General features: G+C 74.7%; 17 protein-coding genes and 1 riboswitch. Of the genes, 12 read left to right on the top strand and 5 right to left on the bottom strand.

Translation table 11 applies throughout. The features are described from left to right. The first annotated feature begins 42 nt into the window (after positions 1-42). Entirely contained in the window at positions 43-1,272 is a 1,230-nt protein-coding gene (locus BLS82_RS03355; protein ID WP_092861537.1) for a low temperature requirement protein A, read from the top strand. A 14-nt stretch (positions 1,273-1,286) separates the two neighbouring features. Here the strand turns inward: BLS82_RS03355 and BLS82_RS03350 are convergent, their stop codons facing one another. Continuing rightward, positions 1,287-2,339 carry a LacI family DNA-binding transcriptional regulator gene (locus tag BLS82_RS03350; RefSeq protein ID WP_092862731.1) on the bottom strand — a complete coding sequence of 351 codons (1,053 nt, stop codon included), beginning with the start codon at positions 2,337-2,339 and terminating at the stop codon, positions 1,287-1,289. 207 nt (positions 2,340-2,546) lie between these two features. Between BLS82_RS03350 and BLS82_RS03345 the strand changes: the two genes are divergently transcribed. The 8 genes from BLS82_RS03345 to BLS82_RS03310 all read left to right on the top strand — a co-directional run bounded on the left by BLS82_RS03345 (position 2,547) and on the right by BLS82_RS03310 (position 10,485). Then, a complete protein-coding gene (locus BLS82_RS03345; RefSeq protein WP_092861535.1) occupies positions 2,547-3,545 on the top strand; it encodes an asparaginase in 999 nt (332 codons plus the stop codon). Between the two features lie 50 nt (positions 3,546-3,595). Next, complete coding sequence (locus BLS82_RS03340) at positions 3,596-4,480, top strand: polysaccharide deacetylase family protein (RefSeq protein WP_092861533.1); 885 nt, start codon at positions 3,596-3,598, stop codon at positions 4,478-4,480. 2 nt (positions 4,481-4,482) lie between these two features. Next, positions 4,483-5,865, top strand: coding sequence for an MFS transporter (locus tag BLS82_RS03335; RefSeq protein ID WP_218123490.1), 1,383 nt, complete (start codon positions 4,483-4,485; stop codon positions 5,863-5,865). 28 nt (positions 5,866-5,893) lie between these two features. Then, positions 5,894-6,679: an SDR family NAD(P)-dependent oxidoreductase gene (locus BLS82_RS03330; RefSeq protein WP_092861531.1), complete on the top strand. Its 786-nt coding sequence runs from the start codon at positions 5,894-5,896 to the stop codon at positions 6,677-6,679. Then, the gene (locus tag BLS82_RS03325) at positions 6,676-7,416 is read left to right on the top strand and encodes an SDR family NAD(P)-dependent oxidoreductase (RefSeq protein WP_092861529.1); all 741 of its coding nucleotides are present in this window, start codon (positions 6,676-6,678) and stop codon (positions 7,414-7,416) included. The genes BLS82_RS03330 and BLS82_RS03325 overlap by 4 nt, the downstream gene beginning before the upstream one ends. Before the next feature lie 24 nt (positions 7,417-7,440). Then, complete coding sequence (locus BLS82_RS03320) at positions 7,441-7,788, top strand: hypothetical protein (RefSeq protein WP_092861527.1); 348 nt, start codon at positions 7,441-7,443, stop codon at positions 7,786-7,788. Positions 7,789-8,000: 212 nt separating this feature from the next. Continuing rightward, positions 8,001-9,455, top strand: a complete 1,455-nt coding sequence (locus BLS82_RS03315) for an LLM class flavin-dependent oxidoreductase (protein WP_092861525.1) — start codon at positions 8,001-8,003, stop codon at positions 9,453-9,455. 115 nt (positions 9,456-9,570) lie between these two features. After that, entirely contained in the window at positions 9,571-10,485 is a 915-nt protein-coding gene (locus tag BLS82_RS03310) for an AEC family transporter (RefSeq protein WP_092861523.1), read from the top strand. A 60-nt stretch (positions 10,486-10,545) separates the two neighbouring features. Here the strand turns inward: BLS82_RS03310 and BLS82_RS03305 are convergent, their stop codons facing one another. Together BLS82_RS03305 and BLS82_RS15195 are read right to left on the bottom strand one after the other, a co-directional pair. Further along, positions 10,546-11,022: a tRNA (cytidine(34)-2'-O)-methyltransferase gene (locus BLS82_RS03305; RefSeq protein WP_092861521.1), complete on the bottom strand. Its 477-nt coding sequence runs from the start codon at positions 11,020-11,022 to the stop codon at positions 10,546-10,548. A 76-nt stretch (positions 11,023-11,098) separates the two neighbouring features. Then, on the bottom strand, positions 11,099-12,628 hold the full coding sequence (locus tag BLS82_RS15195; protein WP_176818901.1) for a sensor domain-containing diguanylate cyclase: 1,530 nt from the start codon (positions 12,626-12,628) through the stop codon (positions 11,099-11,101). Between the two features lie 520 nt (positions 12,629-13,148). Here BLS82_RS15195 and BLS82_RS03285 point away from each other — a divergent pair. Then, positions 13,149-14,363, top strand: coding sequence for an NADP-dependent isocitrate dehydrogenase (locus BLS82_RS03285; protein WP_092861515.1), 1,215 nt, complete (start codon positions 13,149-13,151; stop codon positions 14,361-14,363). 58 nt (positions 14,364-14,421) lie between these two features. On the opposite strand, the gene purU is transcribed toward BLS82_RS03285, so the two are convergent. After that, positions 14,422-15,282 carry a formyltetrahydrofolate deformylase gene (gene purU / locus BLS82_RS03280; protein WP_092861513.1) on the bottom strand — a complete coding sequence of 287 codons (861 nt, stop codon included), beginning with the start codon at positions 15,280-15,282 and terminating at the stop codon, positions 14,422-14,424. Between the two features lie 38 nt (positions 15,283-15,320). Between purU and BLS82_RS03275 the strand changes: the two genes are divergently transcribed. Both BLS82_RS03275 and glyA read left to right on the top strand, forming a co-directional pair. Next, complete coding sequence (locus BLS82_RS03275; RefSeq protein WP_092861511.1) at positions 15,321-16,742, top strand: glucose-6-phosphate dehydrogenase; 1,422 nt, start codon at positions 15,321-15,323, stop codon at positions 16,740-16,742. A gap of 3 nt (positions 16,743-16,745) precedes the next feature. Continuing rightward, a riboswitch (ZMP/ZTP riboswitch) is annotated at positions 16,746-16,833 on the top strand. Between the two features lie 39 nt (positions 16,834-16,872). Next, positions 16,873-18,168 carry a serine hydroxymethyltransferase gene (gene glyA, locus BLS82_RS03270; RefSeq protein ID WP_092861509.1) on the top strand — a complete coding sequence of 432 codons (1,296 nt, stop codon included), beginning with the start codon at positions 16,873-16,875 and terminating at the stop codon, positions 18,166-18,168. A gap of 78 nt (positions 18,169-18,246) precedes the next feature. On the opposite strand, the gene BLS82_RS03265 is transcribed toward glyA, so the two are convergent. Then, positions 18,247-19,515: an aldose epimerase family protein gene (locus BLS82_RS03265; RefSeq protein WP_092861507.1), complete on the bottom strand. Its 1,269-nt coding sequence runs from the start codon at positions 19,513-19,515 to the stop codon at positions 18,247-18,249. Positions 19,516-19,599 lie beyond the last annotated feature (84 nt).

Below are 19,599 nucleotides of genomic sequence, written 5' to 3'. Positions count from 1 at the left end.
GGCAGGACCCGGGTGACCACCGCTGCGCGGGGAGGACGACCAGTGCCTGACGAGCGACCGCTCGACGTCCAGGAGCAGGAGCAGCAGCAGCTGGTCCGCCCGCCGGACCTGAACCAGGACACCGAGCGCAGCGCGAGCCGGCTCGAGCTGTTCTTCGACCTCGCGTTCGTCTTCTTCGTCGCCAGCTGCGCCGACGTGCTCGCGGCGGACGAGAGCTGGGTCGGTGCGCGGGAGTTCGTGGGGCTGATGGTCGTCGGGTGGTGGACCTGGGCGAGCGTGACGCTGCACGGCAACCGCTTCGACACCGACGACGTGGTCTTCCGGCTGCTCACCCTGGCCTCGATGGCCGGCGTGGTGGCGATGGCGGCCAGCGCGGACGAGGCCGACGGCGCCACGGGGCACTGGTTCGCCCTCGGGTACGTGCTGGTGCGGGGGATGCTGGTCCTCGGCTACGTCCGGGCCTGGCGGCACGTGCCCGCCGCCCGCGCGAGCATCCGGCCCTACCTGCTCGGGCACGCGGCCGGCGCGGCGATCTGGTCGGCGTCGATCTTCGTGGACGAGCCGCTGCGCTTCGTGCTGTGGGGCGTCGGCATCGCGGTGGACCTGGTCGGCCCCGCCGTCGCCGCGCGCGTCGAGGACGGCGTGCCCCTGCACAGCGAGCACCTGCCGGAGCGCTTCGCGCTGCTGGTCATCCTCGTGCTCGGCGAGTCCGTGGTCGGCATCGGCACGGCCGTGCACGACGGCGGGTGGGAGCCCTCGATCGTCCTCGCCGCGGCCCTCGCCTTCGTCGTGGCCGTGACGATGTGGTGGCTGTACTTCGACTTCGCCGGCGGCGCCGCCAAGCGGCGGCTGGTGGAGGAGGAGGAGGGGGACGAGCGGGCCGGGCGGGCCACCACCCGCCACGGGGTGCACGACTTCTACGTCTACATCCACATGCCCCTGGCGGTCGGGCTGGCGGTGGTGGCGGTGGGCCTGGAGCACGCGGTGCTGTACTCCCCCGAGGGCCACCTGGTGGCCAGCACCCGGGCGGTCCTGGGCGCGGGCCTGGCGGTGTACCTGCTCAGCGCCGCGGTGATGCAGGCGGTGCTGACCCGGCAGGTGCGGGCGGCGCTGGCGTGGCCGGGAGCGGCGGTGCTGGCGGTGGCGGCGGTGACGGCCCTGGACCTGCGAGCGACGACGACGCTCGCCCTGCTCATCGTCGTCCTGCTGCTCGGGCTCGCCGCCGGGGTGGTCCAGACCCGCACCGGCACGGTGCGCACCGCCAAGGTGTGAGGCCCGCTCGGCGCTCACCTGCTGCCGGCTGGCGCTGGCCCTGCACGACGGGTGAGGGCGGGGGCCTCCACGACCGCGGGGTCGCCCAGGTGCCCGGCCGAGGAGGCCCGCACCACCAGCCGCGGCGGCAGCAGCAGCGACTGCACCGCCTCGCCCGCGAGCAGGCGGTGCAGCAGCTGCATCGCCTCCCGCCCCATCTCCCGCACGGGCGAGCGCACCGAGGTCAGGGGGATCGGCAGCTGCCGCGCCAGCGGGGTGTCGTTGAAGCCCACCACGGCGACGTCCTCGCCGGCCTGCAGGTGGCGGTCGCGCAGGGCGCCCATCGCGCCGATCGCGGCGAAGTCGTTGACGGCGAAGACGGCGGTGGGCCGCTCGGGACCAGCGAGCACCTGCTCGGCGGCGGCCCGGCCGCCGGCGGCGTCGAACGGCGAGTGCACGACCCAGGCCGCGGGCACGTCGACCCCGCCCTCGCGCAGCCCGTCCAGGCAGCCGCGGGTGCGGTCGATGCCGGTGCTGGCGTAGGGCTCCCCGGCCAGGACGGCGACCCGCTCGTGGCCGAGCTCGAGCAGGTGGCGGGCCACCTGCCGGCCGCCGTCGTAGTCGTCGCAGGTGGCCGACGGGTGGTCGCCGGCGCGCCGGTTGGTCAGCACGAACGGCACGCCCCGGGCGGCGAGCTCGTCGACGAAGCGGGCGTCGGAGCGGGCGTCGCCGAAGACCATCCCGTCGACGCGGCGGGAGAGCATCATCTCCGTCTTGGCCCGCTGCAGCTCCGGCTCGTCGCGGGAGTTGGTGACGAACGTCGAGTAGCCGAGGGCGGTCGCGGCCTCCTCGACGCCCTCGTAGATCGTGGCGAGCACGATGTCCGCGAGGCGGGGGACGAGCACCCCGACGAGGTGGCTGCGCCGCGTGCGCAGGCTCGTCGCGTGGGGGTTCGGCCGGTAGCCGCGCTCCTGCGCCAGGCGGCGGATGCGCGCGACCGTCTCGCTGCCGGCCCCGGTCGCGCCGTACCGGCCGTTGAGCACGCGGGAGACGGTGGACACGTGCAGCCCCAGCTCGTCCGCGAGCATCTGCAGCGTCACCACCGCCGGGGACCGGCCGCCGCCGGGCCCCCCTGCCGCCACGGCGCACCACCTCCCGCCCGTCCCATGCCGCCATCTGCCGCGCCACGGTAACGGCTGGTGCCGATCTCGGGGCCACCTCTTGACGGGTGACCTCCTCCCACCTCTAGTGTGCGCGGCCAAACGTTTGTGCAAACCTTTGCTCGTGGAGGCGGAGTGGCCCGGGTCGTCGTGGTGTCCACCGGAGGGACGATCGCGTCCCGCACCGGCGCGGACGGCGTCACGCGCGCCGAGGACCCGGTCGACGTCCTCCTGCGGACCGCGCGCGCCCCCGAGGGCGTCGAGCTGGTCGGCGTCGAGGCGGACCGGCGCAGCTCCTTCGCCCTCGGTCCCGTCGACATCGCCCGCCTCGTCGCCCGCGCCGAGGCGGCGCTGGGCGACCCGGACGTGCTCGGCGTCGTCGTCACCCACGGCTCCGACACCCTCGAGGCCAGCGCCCTGCTGGCTCACCTCGTCCACGACGACCCGCGCCCCCTCGTCCTCACCGGCGCCATGCGCGCGGCGGACGTCGAGGACGCCGACGGGCCGCGCAACCTCACCGACGCCGTCGCCGTGGCGGCCAGCCCGCAGGCCCGCGGCCTGGGCGCCCTGGTGGTCTTCGACGGGGAGGTGCTGCCGGCCACGGGCACCCAGAAGGTCCACACCGCGCGCACCGCGGCGTTCGCGCACCCCGAGGCCGGCCCGCTGGGGCACGTCACCGGGGGCGCCTTCGTCCCGCTGCGCGGCCTGGCCGACGCCGAGGCCGAGCGGCTGCGCGCCACGGGCCTGACCGGCCGCGAGCTGGACCTCGACGGGGTCCGCGTCGACGTCGTGCCCAGCTACCCCGGCGCGGACGGCGCCCTGCTGCGCGCCGCGGTGGACGCCGGCGCGCGCGCCGTGGTCCTCGAGGGCACCGGCGCCGGCAACGCCAACCCCGCCCTGGTGGCGGCCGTCGCCGACGTCGCGGACCGCGGCGTCCTCGTCGCCGTCACCACGCGGGTGCACGCCGGGCCGGTCGCGCCCGCGTACGGCGGCGGCGGGGGCGCGGACCTCGTGGCCGCCGGCGCCGTGCCGCTGACCCGGCTGCGCACCCTGCAGGCCGTCGTCCTGCTCGCCGCGCTGCTGGCCACGACCGACGACCCCGACCGCCTCCGGGCCGTGCTGGCCCTGTGGTGACCCCCGAAGCGCACGACAGGCACGACAGGCGCGAGAGAGAGGAACGCTCCATGGCGAAGGACATCAAGGTGGCCCTCGGCGTCGACGTCGACGCCGTCGCGGGCTGGCTCGGCTCCTACGGCGGCCAGGACTCGCCGGGCGACATCTCCCGCGGTCTGTTCGCCGGGGAGGTCGGCGGCCCGAGGCTGCTGCGGCTGTTCGAGCGGTACGGCCTGACCACCACGTGGTTCATCCCCGGGCACTCGATCGAGACCTTCCCCGACCTGACCGACGCGGTCGTCGCCGCCGGCCACGAGGTCGGCGTGCACGGGTACTCCCACGAGAACCCGACCGCGATGAGCCGCGAGCAGGAGACCGAGGTCCTCGACCGCTGCATCGGCCTGGTCGAGGAGCGCACCGGGCGCCGCCCGACCGGCTACGTGGCCCCGTGGTGGGAGTTCTCGCCCGTCACCAACGAGCTGCTGCTCGAGCGGGGCATCAAGTACGACCACTCCCTCATGCACGACGACTTCAGCCCCTACTACGTGCGGGTGGGGGACTCGTGGACTCCGATCGACTACGACAAGAGGGCGTCGGAGTGGATGGAGCCGCTGGTGCGCGGGCGGGAGACCGACCTCGTCGAGATCCCGGCGAGCTGGTACCTCGACGACCTGCCGCCGATGATGTTCGTCAAGACCAGCCCGAACTCCCACGGCTTCGTCAGCCCCCGCCACCTCGGCGAGATGTGGCAGGACCAGTTCGACTGGGTCCACCGCGAGATGGACGACGCGGTCTTCCCGATCACCATCCACCCCGACGTCGCGGGGCGCCCCCAGGTGCTGCTCATGCTCGAGCGCCTGATCGAGCACGTGAACGGCCACGAGGGCGTGCGCTGGCTGACCTTCGACGAGATCGCCGACGACTTCCTCGCGAAGAACCCCCGGAGCGGGGGCTGACCGTGAGGGACGGCGAGGGGACCCCGTCAGCGGTCGGGCACCTGCCCGAGGAGGTCGCGGGGACGCGGCGGTTCCCCAGCTTCACCGCCCGCGAGACCAACCTCGCGATGGTCCTGGCCCTGCTGGCCTGGACCGTCGCGGTGTTCGACTACGGCCTCTTCGGCACCCTGCTGCCGGCGATGACCGAGGACTTCGGCTGGACACCCGAGCAGTCCTACCTGATCAACACGCTCATCGCCGTGGGCACCGCGGTCGTCGCGTTCGGCGTGGGCCCGGTCATCGACCGCCTCGGCCGGCGCCGCGGCATGATGCTGACGATCGGCGGCACGGCGGTGGCCTCGGTGCTCACCGCCCTCATCCCGGCCCGGCTCGGGCTCGTCAGCAACGCGGCGATGGTCGCGATCCGCTCGCTCGGCGGCCTGGGCTTCTCCGAGCAGTCGGTGAACGCCACCTACCTCAACGAGGTCTTCTCGGTCACCGAGGACCGCCGCAAGCGCGAGCGGCGCGGCTTCTACTACGCGTGGGTCCAGGGCGGGTGGCCGCTGGGCTTCCTGCTCGCCAGCGCCCTGGCGCTGGTGCTCCTGGAGCCCCTCGGCTGGCGCGCTCTCTACCTCGTCGCCACCGTCCCGGCGCTGGTGCTCGTCGTCGTCATCGGCAGGAAGCTGCGCGAGACGCCGCAGTTCGAGCTGCAGCACCGCCTGCAGCAGATGAGGAGGGCCGGCCAGGCCGCCGAGGCGAGCACCCTCGCCGCCGAGCACGGCCTCGAGGTCTCGGAGGAGTCGCCGCTGGCGCGCATCTTCGGGCCCGGGCTGCGCCGCAACACGGTGGTGCTGTCCCTGGCGTGGATCGTCAACTTCTTCGGCATCAACATCTTCAGCGTCCTGGGCAGCTCGATCCTGGCCAACGCCAAGGGCGTGGAGCTCAGCGCCGCGTTCTGGATGCTGGTCATCATCAACCTGGGTGCCTACTTCGGCTACGTCTTCCACGGCTGGCTGGGCGACCGGATCGGGCGCAAGCGGACCATCGTCATCGGCTGGATGGTCTCCGGCGTCGCGTTCGCCGCGATGCTCTCGCCGCTGGTGTCCACCCCGGCGCTCATCGTGGTGACCTACGCCGTCGGGCTGTTCTTCCTGGTCGGGCCCTACGCCGCGATCCTGTTCTACATGGGGGAGTGCTACCCGGCGGACTGCCGCGGCACCGGCACGGTGATCATCGGCGCGATGAGCCAGCCGGGGACCATCATCGGCGGGTTCCTCTTCACCGCCCTGGCAGCGGCCTCCTCGACCGGCACCGCGGCCCTGTGGGTCGGCGCCCTCGGCACGTTCCTCTCCGGCGTCCTGATGCTCTGGGCGAAGCCGGTCGCCGAGATCCGCCACCAGGGCTGACACCCGCGGCAGCGAGCAGGAGGTCCCCGTGAGCCAGGACGCAGGAGCGCAGGGCGCCGCCCCCGTCGCCGTGATCACCGGGGCGGCCAGCGGCATCGGCCGCGCCCTCGCGGTCGGGTACGGCCGCGAGGGCGGTGCCGCGGTGATCGGGACCTTCCCCGGCGACCCCCACGACCCGCACGAGACGCTGCGCCGGGTGCGGGCGGCGGGCGGGAGGGGCGTCGTGGTCGAGGTCGACGTCCGGGTCGGCAAGCAGGTGGACGCCCTCGCCGCCCGGGCGGTGGAGGAGTTCGGTCGCCTCGACGTCGCGGTCGCCAACGCCGGTGTGCTGCGCCGGGCCCCGCTGGCCGAGATGACCGACGCCGCGTGGGACGACGTGCTCTCGGTCGACCTGACCGGTGTGCTGCGCACGTTCCGCTCGTGCGCGGCGCACATGCACGGCGGCGGCGCCATGGTCGCCGTCTCCTCCATCGCCGGGGGCGTCTACGGCTGGGAGGACCACGCCCACTACGCCGCGGCCAAGGCCGGGGTGCTGGGGCTGTGCCGCAGCCTGGCGGTCGAGCTGGCCCCGCGCGGGATCCGGGTCAACGCCGTCGTCCCGGGCCTGATCGAGACCCCGCAGTCGCTCGACCCGGTCACCTCGCTCGGGCCGGAGGGGCTGCGCCGCGCCGGGGAGGACATCCCGTGGGGGCGCGTCGGGCGCCCGGAGGAGGTCGCGGACGTCATCCGCTTCCTCGCCTCCCCGCAGGCGGGCTACGTCACCGGGCAGGCGGTCGTGGTCGACGGCGGCCTCACCGTGAGGATGCGCGCGTGAGCGGGGTGCTGGACGGACGGACCGCCCTGGTCACCGGCGGCGCCAGCGGCATCGGCCGCGCCATCGCCGCGGCCTTCACCGCCGCCGGGGCCCGGGTCGTGGTGCTCGACCGGGACCCCGACGCCGCGCGGGCCGCGGCGTCGGACCTCGGGGCGTCGGGGTCGGTGGCCGCCGACGTCTCGGACGAGGAGGCCGTGCGCGCCGCGGTCGCCGCCGCCGAGGAGCAGCTGGGGCGCACCGACGTCCTCGTCAACGCCGCGGGCCTGCTGACCCAGGCGCCGCTGGTGGAGATGTCGCTGGCGCAGTGGCAGCAGACCATCGACGTCGACCTGACCGGGGTCTTCCTGCTGTGCCGGCACGTGGTGCCGGGCATGGTCGCGCGCGGCGACGGCCGCGTCATCAACATCGCCTCCCAGCTGGCGATCAAGGGCGGGGAGTCCCTGACCCACTACAGCGCCGCCAAGGCCGGCGTCCTCGGGCTCACGAAGGCGCTCGCGCTGGAGGTCGCGCGCTCCGGCGTCCTCGTCAACGCCATCGCCCCGGGGCCGGTGGAGACCCCGCTGGTCGCGGGCATCTCCGAGGACTGGAAGCGGGCCAAGCGCGCCGAGCTGCCGCTGGGCCGCTTCGGCCGCCCGGAGGAGGTCGCGCCCACCGCCGTGCTCCTGGCCAGCTCCCCGGGCGGCGACCTGTACGTCGGGCAGACCCTCGGGCCGAACTCCGGGGACGTGATGCCGTGACCGCCAGGACGGGGGAGCGCTGAGGTGTGCGGGGCGTGCGGGCGCGCCGTCGCGCGCGACGCCTGGTCCCCGCAGCTGTCCAGCGCCCGCGCCCGGTGGCAGGCGGCCCGGGTGCTCGACGCCTTCCTGCGCGAGACCGGGCACCCGGCGCGCGTGACCAGCACCGGGGCGGCCTGGTCGGTCGGGGGCGCCACCGGCCGGACCGTCCTCGCGCAGACGGCGACCCAGCTGTGGGACGCCGTCCGCGCGGTGCGCGAGGTCCCCGAGGAGCGGCTGGAGCAGCTGGCCGCGTGCGCTCGCAGCCCCGAGGCGCGAGCGCTGGTGGACGCCGCCAGGGGCGGCGGGGCGAGCAGCGACGCCGGCTGCGCTTGACGCCCGTCGTCCGCGACGGGTTTGCTGTGCCTGCCCATCCAGAGCGGCCGAGAGACCTGGTTCGTCGACGCCGCAGCAACCGCTTCCGCGCCTCGCGCGCGGGCCGGTGCTCCCGCCAGGACCGATGAGGAACGCACCGCCCTCAGCACCGCCCAGCACGCCCTCCAGCGCGCCGTTCTCACGGCCTGCCCGAACTCGACCGGAGGACCCCCGTGGGTCAGCGCATCATCCTGAACGCCTTCGACATGACCTGCATCACCCACCAGTCGGCGGGCACCTGGCGCCACCCCGACAGCCAGGCGTGGCGCTACAACGACCTGGAGTACTGGACCGACCTGGCGCGCCTGCTCGAGCGCGGCCGCTTCGACTCCCTCTTCATCGCCGACGTGGTCGGCGTCTACGACGTCTACCGCGACAGCGTCGCGCCGTCCCTGGTGGACGCCGCGCAGGTGCCCGTCAACGACCCGTTCTTCCAGGTGCCGGCCATGGCCGTGGTCACCGAGCACCTCGGCTTCGGGGTCACCAGCGCCCTGACCTACGAGCAGCCGTACGCGCTGGCCCGCAAGTTCTCCACCCTCGACCACCTGACCAAGGGCCGGGTGGCCTGGAACGTGGTCACGAGCTACCTCAACAGCGCCGCGGTCAACCTCGGCTACACCCAGCAGATCAGCCACGACGCGCGCTACGACATCGCGGACGAGTTCCTCGACGTCACCTACAAGCTGTGGGAAGGCTCGTGGGAGGACGGCGCCGTCCTGCGCGACAAGGAGCGCGGCGTCTACACCGACCCCGCCAAGGTGCACCCGATCGGCCACCGCGGGGAGCACTACTCCGTCCCCGGCATCCACCTGACCGAGCCGAGCCCGCAGCGCACCCCGGTGATCTTCCAGGCCGGGGCGTCGCCGCGGGGGCGGGCGTTCGCGGCCAAGCACGGCGAGGGCGTCTTCATCAGCCCGGCCACCATCGCGCAGGCGCGCGCCACGAGCGACGACGTGCGCGACCGCGCCGAGGCGGGCGGCCGCTCCCGCGACTCGGTGAAGATCTTCGCCCTCGTCACCGTCATCACCGCCGAGACCGACGAGGCGGCGCGCGCCAAGCACGCCGAGTACCTCTCCTACGCCTCGGCGGAGGGGATGATGGCCCTGTACGGCGGCTGGACCGGCATCGACTTCTCCCAGTACGACCCCGACACCCCGCTCGTCGAGGTCGAGAACGACAGCCTGCGCTCGGTGCTGGCCTCGCTGGCCAACATCGACCCGGAGCGCCGCTGGACGCCGCGCGACATCATCGAGCAGCGCAGCGTCGGCGGCATGGGCCCGGTCATCGTCGGCTCTCCGCGGACCGTCGCCGACGAGCTGGAGCGGTGGGTGGACGAGGGCGGCATCGACGGCTTCAACTTCGCCTACGCCATCACCCCCGGCACGTTCGTCGACCTGGTCGAGCTCGTCGTCCCCGAGCTGCAGCGCCGCGGCCGCGCCCGCACCGAGTACGAGGGGCGCACCCTGCGCGAGAACCTCTACGGCCCGGGGCAGGTCTTCGCCGAGGACACCCACCCCGCCCGCCGCTACCACGGGGCCTTCGCGAACGCCCCGAGCGCCCTCGACGGCCAGCGCCCGTCGAAGATCACGGACGCGGCCGCCGCGGAGGTGGCGCTGGGCGCCTCCTGAGGCCGCCCGACGTGCGGCGGCGGGGCGCCTCCCGGGGAGTCCAGGAGGCGCCCCGCCGCCGCGCGCTGGCACCCTCGCCGTCGTGGGCGCGCGGTGAGGACGGCGTGAGCGCGCGGTGAGCGGCGTCCTGACCGGCTTCGCCGTCGTCATCGCCGTCGTCGCCGTCGGCTGGCTGCTGGGGCGCACCGGGGTGCTCGGCCCGCACGGGCAGGTCGTGCTCGCCCGGCTGGTCTTCTACGTCGGCACCCCGGCGCTGCTCGTGCGCACGCTCTCGACCGCGGACGCGGGTGCCGTGCTGGCGGCGCCCCTGCTCGTCACCGCGGCCGCCGCCCTCACCAGCGCCGCCGCCTTCGCGCTCGTCGCGCGGCTGGGCTGGCGGCGCTCCGCCGAGCACGTCGTCCTCGGCTCGCTCGCCGCCAGCTACGTCAACGCCGCCAACATCGGCCTCCCGGTGGCCCTGTACGTCCTCGGCGACCCCTCGGTCGTGGCGCCGGCGCTGCTGTTCCAGCTCGCCGTGCTGGCACCGGCGGGGATCGCCGTCCTGGACGCCGTGGGGTCCGGCTCCCGCCGCCCGCGCCTGGCGCACCTGGTGCAGCCGCTGCGCAACCCGCTCGTGCTCGGCTCGGCCGCCGGGATCGCGCTCGCCGTCTCCGGCGCCGCGCTGCCCGCGGTGGTCGCGGACCCCCTCGGGCTGCTCGCCGGCACCGCCGTGCCGTGCGCCCTGCTCGCGTTCGGGCTGTCCCTGCACGGCGGCGCCCGTCCGCGCCTGGCCAGCGCGGACGTGTGGCTGGTGGCGGGGCTGAAGCTGGTCGTGCAGCCGGTGGTCGCCTACCTGGTCGCGAGCGCGCTGGGGCTGCGCGGGCCGGCGCTGGAGGGCGCCGTCGTCGTCGCGGCGCTGCCGACCGCGCAGAACGTCTTCGTCTACGCCGTGCGCTACGACCGCGCCGTGCAGCTGGCGCGCGACGCCGTGCTGGTGACGACCGTGCTGGCGGTGCCCGTGCTCGTCGTGATCGCGCTGCTGCTCGGCTGAGGGCCGCCGCCGTGGAGGCCGGTGCACCGCCGGCGCGCGAACCCCGGGATCGTGCGCCGCTCACGCCCCGCCGGCGAAGCCGTGCTGGCGCCACGCCTCGTGGACGGCGATCGCGGCCGAGTTCGACAGGTTCAGCGAGCGGCGCCCGGGCACCATCGGGATCCGCAGCCGCTCGGTCACCTGCGGCGCGCGCTGGACCTCCTCGGGCAGGCCGGTGGACTCCCGGCCGAACAGCAGCGCGTCGCCGGGCGCGTAGGCGACGTCGGTGTAGCGCGTCGTCGCCGCCGTCGAGAACGCGTAGACGCGCGGCAGGGGCCCGTCGCCGGCCAGCGCCTCCCACAGCGCCGGCAGGTCCGCGTGCACGTGCACCCGGGCGAGGTCGTGGTAGTCCAGGCCGGCGCGGCGCAGGCGGGCGTCGTCCAGCACGAAGCCGAGCGGCTCGACCAGGTGCAGCGAGGCGCCGGTGCAGGCGACCATCCGGATGGCGTTGCCGGTGTCCGGGGGGATCTCCGGGTGGAGCAGGACGACGTGGAACACCCGGCGATCGTCCCAGGACGGCGCTCGGGAGGCCCGCGGCGGTCGGACGCCGCGCCGGGGCCCCCGGCGCGGACCGTCAGGGCTGCGGCGGCCGCACCACCGTCGGCGGGCCCAGGACGCGCCCGCCCGGACCGAGAGAGCCCGGATCCGCGCCCAGCGGGACGGCGGAGACGGAGATGGGGACCTCGGACGCCGCGACGGCGGCGACCGGGACCTCCGACGTCAGGGCCTCGGGCGACGGGGCCTGGGGCGTCAGGACCTCGGGCGGCGGGGCCTCCGACGTCAGGGCCTCCGACGTCAGGGCCCCGGGCGTCGCGCCCGAGACGACCGGGCTCCAGGTGGCCGGGACCGAGGTGGCCGGCACCGAGGTGGCCGGCACCGAGGTGGCCAGGGCCGCGCCGTCCTGGTGAGCGCCGTCCCGCCGAGCGCCGTCCTGGCCCGTGGCGCCCTGCGGGGCGCCGTCCCCGGCCGCTGCCTCCGGCACGAGGGCGCGGGAGGTGCTGGAGCCCTCGCCGGGGGAGGGGACGATGCTGACCGAGAGACCCTCGTCCTTCCCGCGCCGCAGCGCCTGGTGCAGCTCCTCGACGGGCAGCGGGCGCTCGCGGGTCGTCATGACCGCGGCGAAGGCCGTGACCCCCGAGCGCGGGTCGAGGCTGGGCCGTCGCATCGTGGCGATGTCGGCGCACAGCCGGTAGGCCATCCGCGTGGCCTGGTCCAGCGACAGCCCCGGCAGGATCACGAGGAACTCGTCGTCGTCCAGCCGCACGGCGTGGTCGGTCTCTCGCAGCGGCAGCGAGAGGACCTCCGCGACGCCCCGGAGGACGTCGTCACCGACGTTGCGGCCGAACCACTCGTTGACGTCGCGCAGCCGGTTGACGTCGAGCAGCACCAGGGCCACCGGCAGCGTGCCGCTGGCGGTGTGCGCCCCCGAGCCGATCCAGGAGCGCAGGAAGGCGCGGTTCGGCAGGCCGGTCAGGGGGTCGCGCTGCGAGGAGGGCCCACCGGGCTCCGTCAGGGCCCGCAGCTCGCGCACGCGCCGCTCGGACTTCTCCAGGGCGCTCACGAACAGCTGCACCGCGGCGGCCGTGCGGTCCTCGGCGGAGCTGCTGCGCCGGTTGTCGGCCTCGTCGAGGACGTCGTCGATGATCGTCAGGGCCCGGTGGCTGAGCCGGTCGCCGAAGACCTGGCGCAGGCGGTCCACCTCCGTCTCGGCGTCACGGCGGTGGAAGCTGTACCACCCCTGGAACACCCGGCCCGTCTCCACGCTGGTCTCGCCCGGCACGATGCGCTCCTGGTCGACCGCGACGAGCGCCGCGCCGGCGCGGGGGGTCAGCATGACCACCGACCACTCGGCCGCCAGCGGCTCGTCCGGGTCGACGGCGATGCCCTCCACGCCCGGAGGCACGTCCGGCTCCGGGTCGACCACGCCGACGACGGTCAGGGTGGTCGCCCTGCTCAGCTGCCGGTAGGACGCGCGCTCGCGGTCGAAGTACAGCGGGCGCTGGAACATCGCGATGAGGACCACGGGTTCGTCGCGGGTGGCCTGCGAGGTGATGGCCGCCTGCTCGATGGCGTGCGAGATCGTGATCAGGCTGCGCTTGGTCATGGGCCGGAGCGGATGCACGCGCGCGACGGCCGCTCCTGCCGTGCCGTCCTGCTGGTCGCCCACAGGACCCTCCTTGGTGTACGCTCTGTTCCGAGACGTCACGTGCTGTTCATGCGGGCGGGTCATGGCCTCATCCAGGCCGTCGGACCCGTCCGCCCGGTGTCGTCCGATCAACGTAGGGGGCGCGGGCTGCTCCACGCCACCAGAGCCGTCGGCGGGATCGGCGGCAGCCAGCGCTGCGGGCTGCTCCAGCTCCTCTGGCTCCTCCGGCGGCGGCTCCGCCGCCTCCGCGGGGCCTCCCGGAGCGGGGCGGCCTGCGGTGCTGGCGCGGCGTGCGATGGCGGCGACGACGTCCCGTGGCGCGATCACCTGCACCACCCTTCCGCGAGGTCGTGCCGGAGCGCCACCCGACGCCGGTCCCACTCCGGTCCGACTCCGTCCCGAGTCCGGTCCTGCGCCGGTGCGGGCGTCCGATACGTTGCGTCGCGACGGACAGCGGTGTCGCACCAAGGGGAGCGCAGTGGCCAAGATCAAGGTCGAGGGCACGGTCGTCGAGCTCGACGGCGACGAGATGACCCGCATCATCTGGCAGTTCATCAAGGACCGCCTGATCCACCCCTACCTCGACGTCGACCTCGAGTACTACGACCTCGGCATCGAGCACCGCGACGCCACGGACGACCAGGTCACGATCGACGCGGCCAACGCCATCAAGCGCCACGGCGTCGGCGTCAAGTGCGCCACCATCACCCCCGACGAGGCGCGCGTGCAGGAGTTCGGGCTGAAGCGGATGTGGCGCTCCCCGAACGGGACGATCCGCAACATCCTCGGCGGCGTGATCTTCCGCGAGCCGATCATCATCAGCAACATCCCGCGGCTGGTACCGGGCTGGACCAAGCCGATCATCGTGGGCCGCCACGCCTTCGGCGACCAGTACCGGGCCACCGACTTCACCTTCCCCGGCCCCGGCACCCTCACCGTGACCTTCACCCCGGACGACGGCTCCCAGCCGATCGAGCACGAGGTGTTCAAGGCCCCCGGCCCGGGCGTGAGCCTGTCGATGTACAACCTCGACAGCTCGATCCGCGACTTCGCGCGCGCGTCGCTGAACTACGGCCTGGCCCGCAGGTACCCGGTGTACCTGTCGACGAAGAACACGATCTTGAAGGCCTACGACGGGCGGTTCAAGGACGTCTTCGCCGAGGTGTTCGAGACCGAATTCAAGGCCGACTTCGACGCCGCCGGCATCACCTACGAGCACCGGCTCATCGACGACATGGTCGCCGCCTCCCTGAAGTGGGAGGGCGGGTACGTGTGGGCCTGCAAGAACTACGACGGCGACGTGCAGTCCGACACCGTCGCGCAGGGCTTCGGCTCCCTGGGCCTGATGACCTCGGTGCTCACCACGCCCGACGGGCGGACCGTGGAGGCGGAGGCGGCGCACGGCACGGTGACCCGGCACTACCGCCAGCACCAGCAGGGGAAGCCGACCTCGACGAACCCGATCGCGTCGATCTTCGCGTGGACCGGCGGGCTGAAGCACCGCGGCGCGCTCGACGGCACCCCGGAGGTCACCGGCTTCGCCGAGGCCCTGGAGCGCGTCTGCGTGGAGACCGTGGAGTCCGGCACGATGACGAAGGACCTCGCGCTGCTCGTCGGCCCCGACCAGGGCTGGGCGACCACCGAGGACTTCCTCGCCGCCCTCGACGAGAACCTCGCGAAGACGCTCGCCTGACGCCTCCGCCGTGATCGTGCGCGTCCGGCCGGCCGGACGCGCACGATCACGGCGCGGGTCAGGCGAAGACGACGGTGCGGTGGCCGTCGAGCAGCACTCGGTGCTCGGCGTGCCAGCGCACCGCGCGGGCCAGCACCTGCGCCTCGACGTCCTGGCCGATCGCCTGCAGCTGGGCGACGTCCATCGCGTGGGTGACGCGCTGGACGTCCTGCTCGATGATCGGCCCCTCGTCCAGGTCGGCGGTGACGTAGTGCGCCGTCGCGCCGATGATCTTCACGCCGCGCTCGTGCGCCTGCGCGTAGGGGCGCGCGCCCTTGAAGCTCGGCAGGAACGAGTGGTGGATGTTGATGGCCCGCCCCGCCAGGGCCTCGCACAGGCGCGGGGACAGGATCTGCATGTACCGGGCCAGCACCACCAGCTCGACGTCGAGGTCGGCGACCAGGCCCAGCAGGCGGTCGTCGGCGGCCTCGCGGGTGTCCGGGGCGACCGGCACGTGGTGGAAGGGCGCGCCGTAGAAGTCCGCCAGCGGCGCCAGGTCCGCGTGGTTGCCGACGATGGCCGGGACCTCGATCGGCAGCAGCCCCGAGCGCTGGCGGAACAGCAGGTCGTTGAGGCAGTGCCCGGCGCGGCTGACCATCACCAGGGTGCGCAGGCGGCGTCCGAGGACGTCGACCTGCCAGTCCATCGCGAAGCTCGCCGCGACGGGGGCGAACGCCTCCCGCAGCGCCGCGGCGTCGACGCCGGCCGCCTGCGGGAAGTGCACCTGCACGCGCATGGAGAAGCGCCCGGTGTCGGGGTCGCCGAACTGCTGGCTGTCGCTGATGTTGCCGCCGAGGTCGGCCAGCACCCCCGTGACGGCGTGGACGATGCCGGGCCCGTCGGGACAGGTCAGGCTCAGGACGTAGGCCGGCGCGCTCACGAGCGGCGAGAGTAGCGAGGAGTCCCTACGGTCGGGCCATGAGCCAGCCCGGGGAGCAGCCCTCCGACCGGCCCGTCGTCTTCGTCCTCTACGGCGCGACCGGCGACCTGGCGCGCCGCCTCGTGCTGCCCTCCTTCGCGGCGCTGCACCGCGCCGGGCGCCTGCCGCGCCGGTGGGCGCTCGTCGGCAGCGGCCGCTCGCAGCGCTCCGACGACGACTTCCGCGCCGAGCTGCGCGAGGCCGTCGACGACGACGAGGCCGCCGGCGCGATGGCGCCGCACCTGCACTACGCCGGCGGCGGCTTCGCCGAGGACGACCCGGGCCAGCTCCTCGACGTCCTCGGCCGCGTGCGCGGGGAGCTGGGCGACGACGTCCAGCTCGTGCACTACCTCGCGCTGCCGCCGTCGACGTTCGCGCCCTACACGAGGGCGCTCGCGGCCCACGGGCTCACCGACGGCGCCCGCGTGGTCTACGAGAAGCCCTACGGGCGCTCGGCCGGCGACTTCGAGGAGCTCGACGCCCTCGTGCGCTCGGTGCTGGAGGAGGAGCAGGTCTTCCGCATCGACCACTTCCTCGGCAAGGAGGCCACCCAGCAGCTGCACGTCCTGCGCTTCGCGAACCGGGTGCTGGAGCAGGTCTGGAGCCGCGAGCACGTGGCGGCCGTGCAGATCGACGTCCCGGAGACCCTCGACGTCGCCGACCGGGCCGAGTTCTACGACGAGACCGGCGCCGTCCTGGACATGCTCGTCACCCACCTGGTGCAGGTGGCCGCCGAGGTGGCGCTGGAGCCGCCGGCCGGGCCCGCGCCGGAGGACCTGCAGACCGCCCGCGAGGCGGTGATCGCCGCCTTCCGCCCGATCGACCCGGACGACGTCGTCCTGGGGCAGGCGCAGGGGTACCTCGACCTGCCGGAGGTCGCCGACGGCTCCACGACCGACACCTTCGTCGCCGCCCGCATGCTCGTCGACACCGACCGCTGGCGCGACGTGCCCTTCCTGATGCGCACCGGCAAGCGCCTCGCCGGCTCCGCGCAGCAGGTCCACCTCGTGCTGCGCGAGCCGGACACGCACATCCCCGGGGCGGCGCAGGGGCGCGACGTCCCCGAGGTGCTCACGGTCGACCTCAAGGGCAGCGGCGGCGTGGAGGTGCGCCTGACCGCCGCCCGGCCCGGGTTCGAGGGGGAGCTGGTGCAGGGGACGCTGCGCCTGGACCTCGCCGAGCTGCCCGAGGCCGAGCCGTTCCCGGCGTACGCGGCGCTGCTGCTCGACGTCCTGCGGGGGAACCGGGCCCTGTTCACCAGCGCCGCCGGGCTGCGGGAGGCCTGGCGCGTCGTCGACCCGCTCCTGGCGCACCGCCCGCCCGTGCAGCCGTACGCCCCCGGCACGTGGGGGCCGCGGGGCGCCGACGAGCTGGCCGCCCCGCACGGCTGGCTGACCCAGGCCGGCCCCGGCCTGCACTAGGCTGTCCCGCGTCGCGACTGGCGTGAGGTGGGCAACCACCGGGGAGCGGCGCACGAGCACCGACCGCGGGTCGTCCGCCTGGGCCCAGCGTCGCCGCCGTCAGCGCACCACCACGCCCGAGGAGCCTCCCGTGACGCAGACCCCGACCCGCCCCGCCGCGGGCACGTCCGTGACCGACCTGCCGCTCGCCGAGGTCGACCCCGAGATCGCCGCCGTCCTGGACGGCGAGCTGGCCCGCCAGCGCGGGACGCTGGAGATGATCGCCAGCGAGAACTTCGCCCCCCGCGCCGTGCTCGAGGCGCAGGGCTCGGTGCTGACGAACAAGTACGCCGAGGGCTACCCGGGCCGCCGCTACTACGGCGGCTGTGAGCAGGTCGACGTCGCCGAGGAGCTGGCGCGCAGCCGCGCGAAGGAGCTCTTCGGCGCCGACCACGCCAACGTCCAGCCCCACTCGGGCGCCTCCGCGAACGCCGCGGTCATGCACGCGCTGATCCGCCCCGGCGACACCATCCTCGGCCTGGAGCTGGCGCACGGCGGGCACCTCACGCACGGCATGAAGGCGAACTTCAGCGGCCGCCTCTACGACGTCGCCACGTACGGGGTGCGCGAGGACACCTTCCTCGTCGACCTGGACGCCGTGCGGCGCGTCGCGCTCGAGCGCCGCCCGAAGCTGATCATCGCCGGCTGGTCCGCCTACCCGCGCCACCTGGACTTCGCCGCGTTCCGCGCGATCGCCGACGAGGTCGGCGCCCTGCTGCTCGTCGACATGGCCCACTTCGCGGGCCTGGTCGCGGCGGGGCTGCACCCCTCCCCGGTGCCGCACGCGGACGTCGTGACCACCACCGTGCACAAGACCCTCGCCGGCCCGCGCAGCGGCATCGTCCTCTCCCGCGCGGAGCACGCGAAGAAGATCGACTCCGCGGTCTTCCCGGGCCAGCAGGGCGGGCCGCTCATGCACGCCGTCGCGGGCAAGGCCGTCGCCTTCAGGATCGCGGCGAGCGAGGAGTTCCGCGAGCGCCAGGCGCGCACGCTCGCCGGCGCGCAGGTGCTCGCCGAGCGCCTCTCGGCCCCGGACGTCGCGGCGGCCGGCGCCAGCGTGCTCACCGGCGGCACCGACGTCCACCTCGTGCTCGTGGACCTGCGCCGCTCGGCCCTCGACGGCAAGCAGGCCGAGGACCGCCTCCACGAGGCGGGCATCACCGTCAACCGCAACGCCGTCCCGTTCGACCCGCGCCCGCCGATGGTGACCTCCGGGTTGCGCATCGGCACGCCCGCCCTGGCCACCCGCGGCTTCGGGGAGGCCGAGTTCGCCGAGGTCGCCGACGTCGTCGCCGGCGCGCTGGACCCCTCCCGCGACCTCGCGCCGCTGCGGGCGCGGGTGCGGGAGCTGACGGAGGCGTTCCCGCTCTACCCGGGCCTGGGCTGAGGGCCGCGCCGGCCCCCGGCGCACGGTGCCGGGGGCCGGTGCGGCGTCCTGCGCGGCGTCCTGCTCAGGACGCCGTCCTCAGCGCGAGAGCTCGAAGACCGTGGTGCTGTCGTAGACCTGGCCCGGGCGCAGCTCGGTGGAGGGGAACTCCGGCTGGTTCGGGGAGTCGGGGAAGTGCTGGGTCTCCAGCGCCAGCCCGTCGCCCTGGCGGTAGGTGCGGCCGCCGGTGCCCACGAGCGTGCCGTCGAGGAAGTTGCCGGAGTAGAACTGCAGGCCCGGCTCGGTGGTGGAGACGGTCAGGGTCCGCCCGCTGTCCGGGTCGTGCAGCACGGCCGCCTCCTCCAGGGCGTCCTCGCTGTCCGAGCCCTCTCGCGCACCGTCGTCGTCGCGGTCGAGCACCCAGTTGTGGTCGTAGCCCTGCCCGAACAGGATCTGCTGGTCGGCCTCGCGGATCCGCTCCCCGATGGCCGTGGGCTCGCGGAAGTCGAACGGCGTGCCCGCCACCGGCGCGACCTCCCCGGTGGGGATGAGGGTCTCGTCGACCGGGGTGAACCCGTCGGCGTCGATCTGCAGCTCGTGGTCGTACACGTCCCCGGAGCCCTCGCCCGCGAGGTTCCAGTAGGTGTGCTGGGTCAGGTTCACCACGGTCGGCGCGTCGGTGGTGGCCTCGTAGTGCACGCTCAGGCGCGAGGCCTCGTCCAGGCTGTACGTGACGGTCGTGGTCAGGGTGCCCGGGAAGCCCTGGTCGCCGTCCGGGCTGACCAGCTCCAGCCGCAGGGCGGCCACGTCGTCGTCCCCGACGTCGGTGGCCTCCCACACCCGGTCGTCGAAGCCCTCCGGCCCGCCGTGCAGGGTGTTCGGGCCGTCGTTGAGGGGCAGCTGGTGCTCGGTGCCGTCGAGGGTGAACCGGCCGCCGGCGATCCGGTTGCCGTAGCGGCCGATGAGGGAGCCGAAGTAGGGGTCCTCGTCGCCGACGTAGCCGGCGAGGTCGTCGAAGCCGAGGACGACGTTCTCGACGTCCCCCTCGGCGTCGGGCACCTCCAGCGTCTGGATCACGCCGCCGTAGGTCAGCACGCGCACCGTCATCTCGCCGTTGGCCAGGGTCCAGCGCTCGACGGGCGTGCCGTCGGGAGCGGTGCCGAAGGGCTCGACGGTGGTGCTGGCCGCGGGGTCCCGGAAGTCCCCGCGCGGGTGGCCCCCGCCCCGGGCCCTGTCGCCGTCGGCGCCGGCCGGGGCCGCGGCGGTGCAGGTGAGCAGGCCGGCGCCGAGGGCGGCGGCGAGCGCCCGGCGCCGCCGCCGCGCCCTCGCGGGCCTCGTGCGGGGAGTTCGGATCGGGTGTGCGGACATGCGGGCTCCAGGGGTGCGTGGCGGCCCGCCGGCGTCGTCGCGCGGCGGGGCCGGGTGCCGCCGGGCGCCGTCCTGCTGGCGCCC

The organism is Quadrisphaera sp. DSM 44207 (genome assembly GCF_900101335.1).
GTDB lineage: Bacteria > Actinomycetota > Actinomycetes > Actinomycetales > Quadrisphaeraceae > DSM-44207.
The sequence above is the reverse complement of the archived record's forward strand: the minus strand, read 5'-3'. Positions and strand labels throughout refer to the sequence as shown.

What these genes read in the sequence shown, in the direction of transcription:
- BLS82_RS03340 (WP_092861533.1), top strand. Translation starts at nt 3,596, where the DNA reads ATGGCGAAGGACATCAAGGTGGCCCTCGGCGTCGACGTCGACGCCGTC.
- BLS82_RS03265 (WP_092861507.1), bottom strand. Translation starts at nt 19,515, where the DNA reads ATGTCCGCACACCCGATCCGAACTCCCCGCACGAGGCCCGCGAGGGCG.
- BLS82_RS03275 (WP_092861511.1), top strand. Translation starts at nt 15,321, where the DNA reads ATGAGCCAGCCCGGGGAGCAGCCCTCCGACCGGCCCGTCGTCTTCGTC.
- BLS82_RS03350 (WP_092862731.1), bottom strand. Translation starts at nt 2,339, where the DNA reads ATGCTCGCGGACGAGCTGGGGCTGCACGTGTCCACCGTCTCCCGCGTG.
- BLS82_RS15195 (WP_176818901.1), bottom strand. Translation starts at nt 12,628, where the DNA reads ATGACCAAGCGCAGCCTGATCACGATCTCGCACGCCATCGAGCAGGCG.